Consider the following 8,165-nt stretch of genomic DNA (forward strand, 5'->3'; position numbering starts at 1 on the left):
CTAGTAGCAGCTAGACAGGCAAGCTTGCCACAGGGTTGCTCTAGCACCTGTGGACCATGGGCCTCCCGGATGCTCGGGCTGGGCAGGCCCCGGAGGCCCCCGGCTGGTGGGGGGGCCCTCGCCGGCCGAGCCGCCCCCCCACCAGCGTCTTGACAACAAGAACCTCTTGTCAGAGGTACTTACCAAAGTACTAAATATAATACATGTACTTAGCGGGAATTTCTGCTCCAACTATGGTGCTACCCCTTATTGGGGGAGACGCGCCGCCGGGGCGAGGCTCGCACTCGGCTCGAGCTTCCACTGCTGGTTGGTGCCGCCACCGTAGGCCCAGGAGTGCACTTTGACGCCCTCGCCCGTGGCACCGGGCCCGCCTTCGACATCCAGGCACTTCCCCGAGGCCTTGTTGGTCAGCTGATAGTAGCCGCCCGGCACGGCCTCGACCTTCCACAGGCGGTTGTCGCTGACGCTGGTGCCATACTGAAACACCCGGACGCCGTTGGTCGTCGCGTTCGAGTGGCCGCCATTGGTCGCCGCGTTCAGGTCCAGGGCGAGCAGCTTGCCCGAGTGGCGGGCGGTCAGGGTGTAGTAGCCGGCCCCGACGAGCGTAACCTGCCACTCTTGGTTGGCGCCGTTCGTCGTTGACCACTGCTGAACCGAGGTCCCATCCGTGGCAACGGCCCCGGTGACGTCCAGGCGCTTGCCCGAGTGACGCGCCGTGAGCGTGTACACGCCGTTGGGCACCGGGGCCGTCGTGGCATTCGCACTGCCGAAATCCGGCGCCATGGCGGCGCGCCGGTTGGTGAAATCACTGGTGGGGCCCCCGCCAATCGTCGCCGCCGTGTTGTTGCTCACCACTTTTAAGTTCTTGGAGATCGTGTTCAGGTCGGCCAGCCAGGCGCTGCTGGTCGGCGTTCCAGGCACCACGGGCCAGTTACTGACGAAAGCAAAGCCCCACTGCCGTTCGAATTGCTCCCGCACGCTGCCCTCCGGTTCGCTGGCCGTGCTGAAGGCCAGGCAGTCCCGGGCCGTATCATCGCAGAGGTAAGCCCCGTAATCCTTCAGGGCCTGGGCAATGATTCTTGCCGGGCCTGAAGCAAGCGTATTCGGATCAAACGCGGGGGGCAAGGCCAGCAAGGCCCCCATTTCCAGCGCGGGCACGCTGCCCTTGTAGTGAGTGGCGGCATAGTCATCCGCTAGCAGTGCCGGCCAGCGGTAGCCGGGGCTGCCGTCGTTGTTGTACGCAATTTGCGGGGCGTTCACCAGTATTTTCAGCGCGTGCCGGATGGCCCCGCCCGGGACCAGTTCGTGCAGGCGGATGGAGCCCCCCAGGCTGGAGAGCGCGCTGGCCCCGTGGCCGCCCACAATGCCCTCGCCGTAGATGCTGATGCAGCCTTCGCTGTCCCGGGTCGGGTCGTTGACCCAGGCGCCGTGGTTCTTGGACCAGGCGGCATAGGCCGGCCCGCCGGCCACGCAGCGGTGAAAGGGCTGGCACTGGTAGAGATGTTCTCCGTCGGCCTTCAGGATGGCGGCCGATTGGTTGGGGGTGCCCCCGGCGGTCATGACCACCCCCGCCGGAATGGGCAACCGCGTCAACAGGCCGTCCAGATTGGTACATCGATCGGTCGTGTTCCAGCCATTTTTGTACACGTCGGTCAAGGGGGCGGTCGGCGTCAGGATAATGGGTTCTTCGTCTTCCCCCAGCCACGTGTAGGCCAAGTTGGCGTTCACGTATTGGGCGTTGTTGTGAATCGGCATATTCCAGATGGAGGTCTTGGAAAAAGGCCATTTGTACACTTCGCGGGAAGTGGGGCCAACGGCCTGCCCAACGGAAACAACCCCCGTCGGGTGTTCCGCGGTCCGGGGATCAGCGCTGAATTCCTGTTCGCACGAGGCCAAGCTATAGGCGATGGCCAGGATTAGGGAGATTTTTTTCATAAACCGAGTTGATAAAGATGGCGTTGCTGGTGGGGGGCGGCGTCACGCGGGCCGAGCGCCGGGCCGGGTGGCTTGCCCGGAAATAAACTGATCGTTTCTGGGTCAAAGCTGATATATTTGTGTCGTTTCAACAAGGTTATGTTCAAAAAGCGAGCTCAACGACACAAATCCATGGTTCAACGACACGAAATCGAGGTTCATGTACGCTACTCGAGGCGCCCGTCAAGCCCTGGCTCGTCAGTACCAGAGGGTTGCAACCCAAAGGATGCCTTCGCTCGTGGCCAGGGCTTTTCAGCGTCGGGGCAGGGGCTCTTTGGTCGTTTTGCCAGTGCAGGCACGAGCCAACGACCATCCTTTTACCCAAGGCCAAACCTGCTGCTTCTCCGGGCCGCCGTGCACGCCGCGCCGCGCAGCAGCAGGTTCCGGAAGCCCAGCACGAGCCGGATAGGGGAGCGGCAGCCACCGCCGCCGGCGACAGGCTCGAAAGAAAAGCTTTCATAGCGTGATGGATTGCTAGTAGATCGTCCCCCGTAGCACAGAATCCAGTTTTGAGCGGGTAAATCTGAGTGATTACCTGTTAATTAGTTGAGCCCTTTTTATTATCGAACCTGTTACTTTTTTGACCGGGCCTGGTCTGCCGATACTTACGCGCCGCGTAGGAGCCGGACGACCCCGACAAGGGCGACGCGGGCCACCACCGCGTCCCAGGTGCCGGTGCTCCCCGTCAAACTAAAAGACCCCCTAGGAGCCGACATGCCCACTAAGCAGCTACCCTAGGTTTCATCCGCTGGTGGCCAGGGCGGACCAGCAGGCCGTGGAACCGTGAAAAGCGCGTTCCTGCCGCGCCAAAGAAGCCTTTGCGGTGCCGTGGTCGAGCAGCCAAGGCCTGCCGGAGGGGGGCCTGATTCGCCGAATACATCCTGTACAGCATTGGCCTTCCCTAGCTAACTCACGCCCCATCATCCTGATTGAATATAAATGCTGATGAAAATAAATAAGCTCCTTCTCTTTCTCCTGTTAGCGGCTTCTGCGCTCCCACTTTGTGCACAATCTGTAAAATGGATAAGCACAACCGAAACCGTACAATGGCAAGCCAGAAAAAAGCTAAAGGAAACCTTCACCACGGGGCCTGCCGATGTGGAAATCGAAACGGGTACTACGCTTCAAACGATGGACGGCTTTGGAACGTGCTTTAATGAGTTGGGCTGGACCTCTCTAAGCATGTTACGCGACAAAGACAGAAAAAGCATATTCAGGGAATTATTTAAGCCGAATTATGGCGCAAATTTCACCATTTGCCGGATGCCAGTGGCAGCCAATGACTTCTCGATCGCCTGGTATTCATTTAACGAAACAGAAGGCGACTTCGCAATGAAAAATTTCAGCATTGCGCAGGACATGAAAACCTTGGTGCCATTTATCAAAAGCGCATTATCCTATAATCCATCGTTGAAGCTGTGGGCTTCTCCTTGGTCCCCACCAAGTTGGATGAAATACAACAAGCACTACGCTTTGAAATCCAGCCCCTACAACGACTTGCAACCCTCGTTGCAAGGCAATGGAATTTCTGATATGTTTATTCAGCAGGACCGCTATTTTGAAGCCTATGCGTTATATTTTGAAAAGTTTATTAAATCGTATCGCGAGCAAAAGATTACTATTAGCATGGTAATGCCCCAAAACGAATTTGTGGCGGCTCAGATCTTTCCCAGCTGCACCTGGACCGCTGCCGGACTTGGTAAATTTATAGGCTATTTAGCACCCAAGATGAATGCATTAGATGTGGATGTGTTTTTTGGAACCATGAATAGCAGCAATGACAAGTTTGTAGATACCCTAATGCAGAATCCAGCCATCAGTAAATACATCAAAGGGGTTGGGCTGCAATGGGCAGGCAAAGACGCAATAGGCGCTTTGCATCAGAAATATCCTGAGCTGCCCTTGTATCAAACCGAACAGGAGTGTGGAGATGGTAAGAATAACTGGACCTACTGCTGCTACACGTGGGAATTGATGAAACAGTACTTAGGTAATGGTGCGAAAGCGTATATGTACTGGAACACGTCGTTAAAACAAGGTGGCACAAGCACCTGGGGGTGGCAGCAGAACTCGCTTGTAAGTGTGGATACGGTAAGCAAAACATACAAATACAACTACGAATATTATTTACTAAAGCATTTAAGTCACTACGTCAAACCAGGGGCCAAACGGCTACAAACCCAGGGCAGGTTTAACAATCTGCTGGCCTTTGTTAATCCCGATAAATCTATTGCTATTATCGCTCAAAACGATAGCAATCAGGAAAAAGCCATCGCCATCAAAGTACATAATAAACTTATACATCCTCTGCTTGAGCCGAACTCCTTTAATACCCTAGTAGTACAAGCACCATAGCCTCTACACCGAGGGCGTATTAAGGAGTCAGTAAGAAAAGCTAGCCGTGCGGGCTTCCCGCCAGAGCCCTGATAAGTATAAGTATAGGTCAGAAAGTCAATGCCTCGTTTCGTTTCTGCGAGGACCGCTACTGATTTACGGCCAGCAATTTAGTGGTTCGGAGTCTACCCGAAGGACAACAGCGCAAGCGGGTGGCCAACACCCTGAAAGAACCCGCAGTATTGCACTCCTCTTTTTCTTTTCGTTGTTCTCCGCCGCTATCCATGCTTGTTGCCCGTTACGCTACCCTTGCCCTATGCCTGAACGCAGGCCGGGCTGCTGCCCAGCCCACCCCTCCCAATGAATGGGAAAATCCGCGGATGGTGGAGCACCAGCAGGAAAAAGCCCACGCCAGCTTCCTGGTGGCCGAGTTTGAGCGCGACCTCCTCTGCGAGCGCACCCACGTGGGGCGAGCCTCGGCTCGGGTGCGGGGGCGGGGCCGGGTCGGCGGCCGCCAGCGCGGCTGCTCGGAAGAATGCGGAGCGCACGGTCCTCATCGCCGAAACCCTCGACCGTGAGCAGCAACTTGGGGACAACGGGATTGTCCAGCACCTGTACCTCTTCAGAGTCACCTTCTACAAGTACTGACGCCACCAAGTGGTCAACCACGCCCCTCGCAAACCAGCACCTGGCAACTCGTCCGGTTAACTTTTGAACCAACCTTTTAACCATCATTCTGAGCATGTTTCATCGTCGTACTTTTTTGAAAAACGTAGGGGCTACTGGCCTCACGGCCCTGTTAGCTCCTCTGGACGGCTGCTCATCGGCACCAACTTCAACCGAGACAACGGCAGCAGCTAGTCCCAAGCCTTTTGCCGTGTCGTCTGAGCTGTCCAAACGCATGTACGATAAGGCGCTGAACATCGCGAAAACCAAGATTCGAGGCGGTGAAAAGGAGCCGTTTTTCAAAAAGCCCTACCTGGACGAGGCTTTCTCGCCCAATATCTTCTACTGGGATACCTGCTTCATGACGTGTTACGCCAAGTACCACCAGCAGGAACTGCCCATCACCCAGGCCCTCGACAACTTCTACCGCGTGCAGGACGAGGACGGCTACATTGGCCGCGAATACACGGAAAACGGCCAGCCCTTTTGGGAAAAACACCACCCGGTGAGCATCAACCCGCCACTGCTGGCGTTTGCCGAGCTGGAGCTTCACAGCCAGAAACCCGACGTGGAGCGCCTGCGCCAAGTGTACCCGAACCTGAAAAAACAATTCGAGTTTCTGCAGCGCACTTACCGCGGCGACGACGGCCTGTATTTCGGCGATACGCTGGGCATGGGCATGGACAATATTCCGCGCTATCCGACGGGCTGGGAAGACGACGGCAAAGGTTTGCCTGTCAATAACCTATATCCCAAGGTGTTTCAGTACAGCGGCAAGAATGCCAAGTGGAACATCCAAGGCCGGCTGGTCGATTTTTCGTCCCAGATGGCATTTTTTGCCCTAAATCTCAATCGGATAGCCAAGCTTACCGACCATGCCGCCGACGTGCCCGCCTACGAGCAGGCGCACGCGGCCATTAAAAAGGCGCTCAACGAGCAGTGCTGGAGCGAGGCCGATGGCTTTTACTTCGACCTGGGCTACGGCAAGCCCATCCGACGCTTCCACGTGGGCATGTATTGGGCCCTGCTGGCCGATTGCGTACCCGCCAACCGGCTCGACAAATTCGTGGCCCACCTGACGGACGCCAACAAGTTTGACCGGCCGGTCCCGGTGCCCTCCCTGGCCGCCGATGAGCCGGAGTACAAGGTCTATGGCGACTACTGGCTTGGGGGCGTGTGGGCCCCCACCACCTACATGGTGCTGCGCGGTTTGCAGCACGTGGGCAAACCCGCCCTGGCGCGGACCCTGGCCCAGCGCTTCTACGGCGCGGTGGCCGAGGTTTTCCAGAAGACCGGCACGTTCTGGGAAAACTATGCGCCGGAGTTTGCCAGCTACGGCAACCCCGCCAAGCCAGATTTCTGCGGCTGGACGGCCATCGTGCCCATCACCATCTGGCGGGAATTTATTCAATCAAAGGCTTAGGGCTGCTAGGATTAGCAGAGGATACCAGGATACTGTGATGAAAGGGTTGCCTTTCATCACAGTATCCTGGTATCCTCTGCCCCCGGAATGCAGGTCCAGGCAATTGCCCAACGACTCGAGTTGGACACGTAGAAAATCGGCTTCTCCACCCCTCCAATAAACGGTATCAAAAAACGGCTCGGAAAACCGGCGTTTCCAGGCCGTTTGGGCACCTGCAACAACCCTCCAGAAAACGACCGTTTGTTGGAGGCCGAGCAGTTCATGAACTGCATAGAGCATGAGGCAGCTAAGTGACGCTCGGTTGCTGAGTCACTTTATATCAATCACCTCATTATCAACATTACTTCCTTTTTAGACACTGTACTACAATTTAGTTACTGAGCACGAAAGGTCCATCGAAGAAGGTAGGTTTGCCGAGGTATTTCACTTTATCCCTCATTCTTTATGCCCGTCATCCACATTTCCGCCCCGGTCGGCGCAGTGCGCCCCGAGCAACAAGCCGATGTACTCCAAGGCGTTACTGCCGCCGTATTTGCTTGGTCGGGGCTGCCCGACACTCCGCAAGCATGGGCTACGCTGCGGACTTATCTTGCCGAATACGCTCCCACCACCTCGGCCATCGGGGGAGTAGTACAGCAAGCCCATGATGCACCACACTATGAAGTGAGCGTCACTATGCCCACCGGATGGCTCAATACAGTTCGTAAACAAGGAATGATTGACGCCGTAACACGGGCCTTGCTGGAGGCCATCGCCACGCCTTTTGACGAAAGCAGTCGCTTCCGAGTGCGGTGTTTGATTCCCGAAATACCCGATGGCAACTGGGGCAGCGGCGGCTACGCGCTCCCACTATCGGCTATTGCTGCCGCGCTCGGCGTTGAACCCACCAGCTTAGTTTAATGGCCACAATGCGTTACGGTGGCGCTTCTTAAGTTAACCAAGGGTTGTCCCGATGAAGTATACTTGAGGCTCATAACAGTGTTCAAAATAGATTTCTTTTTCGAACACTTTTGAACACCCGCGCGAAGGCCCCATAAACGCGGTTTTTGGAGCCTCTTTTTCAGAGAGTAATTTGAACACCCGCTATCGATGTGGACACCCTTAACGTGCTATATTTTCCGTTTCCTGTGAGGACCCCTTTAAGGAAATTTGGGTAAGGCTAAGCTGTGGTAGCCAGGCCTTTTTGCGCTAAGCACGATTTTTATGCGCCATTCAGCAAAGAGAACAAAGGGGAAAAATGGATGTTGTTAAACAACTAGGGGAAACCCTCCGACTCCAGAGTAGAAGCCCTTGCTTTTAGCATAGAAGATTGTTCAACGGTTTTTTATCTAGACGAATCAATGCGGCGCTCTTCGCTCCGTATCTGTTCACTTGTGTAAACGTCGGACACTCGTATCGGAGGATCATTACGTTTCCCCGGCCTATGGCCTTGGTTAAAAGGTTGGTCCGAAAGTCGCATTTGGTGTACTCCACATCGCAACGTTTAACCATTCAGCCCTGGTATTGCGTTGTACTGCGTACAGGCCAGCAAGGCGTGTCGACCGGTTAGTTCCCTTAAGGCCTGGAATGGGCCGCGCTTTTCGGGAGCATCATGCGCCGAAAACGCGGGCTTGCCACAGTTCCGCAGCACCCCCCCGAAGCTGCTTACAGGGGGTCGCACGAGAGTTGGAACCGAAATTCCCGCTAAGATCATACACTATATTAAATATAAAAAATTTCCACAAAAAAAAGGCCGCCCCTCGGCGGCCTTTTTTCTTTGAGTCCGGGT

The 8,165-nt window shown here is 55.8% G+C and carries 5 protein-coding genes; 4 read left to right on the forward strand and 1 reads right to left on the reverse strand.

The genetic code is table 11. The annotated features are described in order from the left end of the window. Nucleotides 1–246 precede the first annotated feature (246 nt). A complete protein-coding gene (locus WX88_RS28405) occupies nt 247–1,935 on the reverse strand; it encodes an RICIN domain-containing protein (protein ID WP_052733134.1) in 1,689 nt (562 codons plus the stop codon). 984 nt (nt 1,936–2,919) lie between these two features. Between WX88_RS28405 and WX88_RS26105 the strand changes: the two genes are divergently transcribed. The 4 genes from WX88_RS26105 (at nt 2,920) to WX88_RS28410 (ending at nt 7,297) form a co-directional block, all read left to right on the forward strand. Next, nucleotides 2,920–4,329: a glycoside hydrolase family 30 protein gene (locus tag WX88_RS26105; RefSeq protein ID WP_046247378.1), complete on the forward strand. Its 1,410-nt coding sequence runs from the start codon at nt 2,920–2,922 to the stop codon at nt 4,327–4,329. A gap of 263 nt (nt 4,330–4,592) precedes the next feature. Beyond that, the gene (locus tag WX88_RS30615) at nt 4,593–4,886 is read left to right on the forward strand and encodes a hypothetical protein (RefSeq protein ID WP_156176465.1); all 294 of its coding nucleotides are present in this window, start codon (nt 4,593–4,595) and stop codon (nt 4,884–4,886) included. 164 nt (nt 4,887–5,050) lie between these two features. After that, nucleotides 5,051–6,397 carry an MGH1-like glycoside hydrolase domain-containing protein gene (locus WX88_RS26115; protein WP_082116322.1) on the forward strand — a complete coding sequence of 449 codons (1,347 nt, stop codon included), beginning with the start codon at nt 5,051–5,053 and terminating at the stop codon, nt 6,395–6,397. Between the two features lie 444 nt (nt 6,398–6,841). Next, the gene (locus WX88_RS28410) at nt 6,842–7,297 is read left to right on the forward strand and encodes a tautomerase family protein (RefSeq protein ID WP_052733135.1); all 456 of its coding nucleotides are present in this window, start codon (nt 6,842–6,844) and stop codon (nt 7,295–7,297) included. Nucleotides 7,298–8,165: the final 868 nt, after the last annotated feature.

It is taken from the genome of Hymenobacter terrenus, assembly GCF_000972495.1.
Classification (GTDB): domain Bacteria; phylum Bacteroidota; class Bacteroidia; order Cytophagales; family Hymenobacteraceae; genus Hymenobacter; species Hymenobacter terrenus.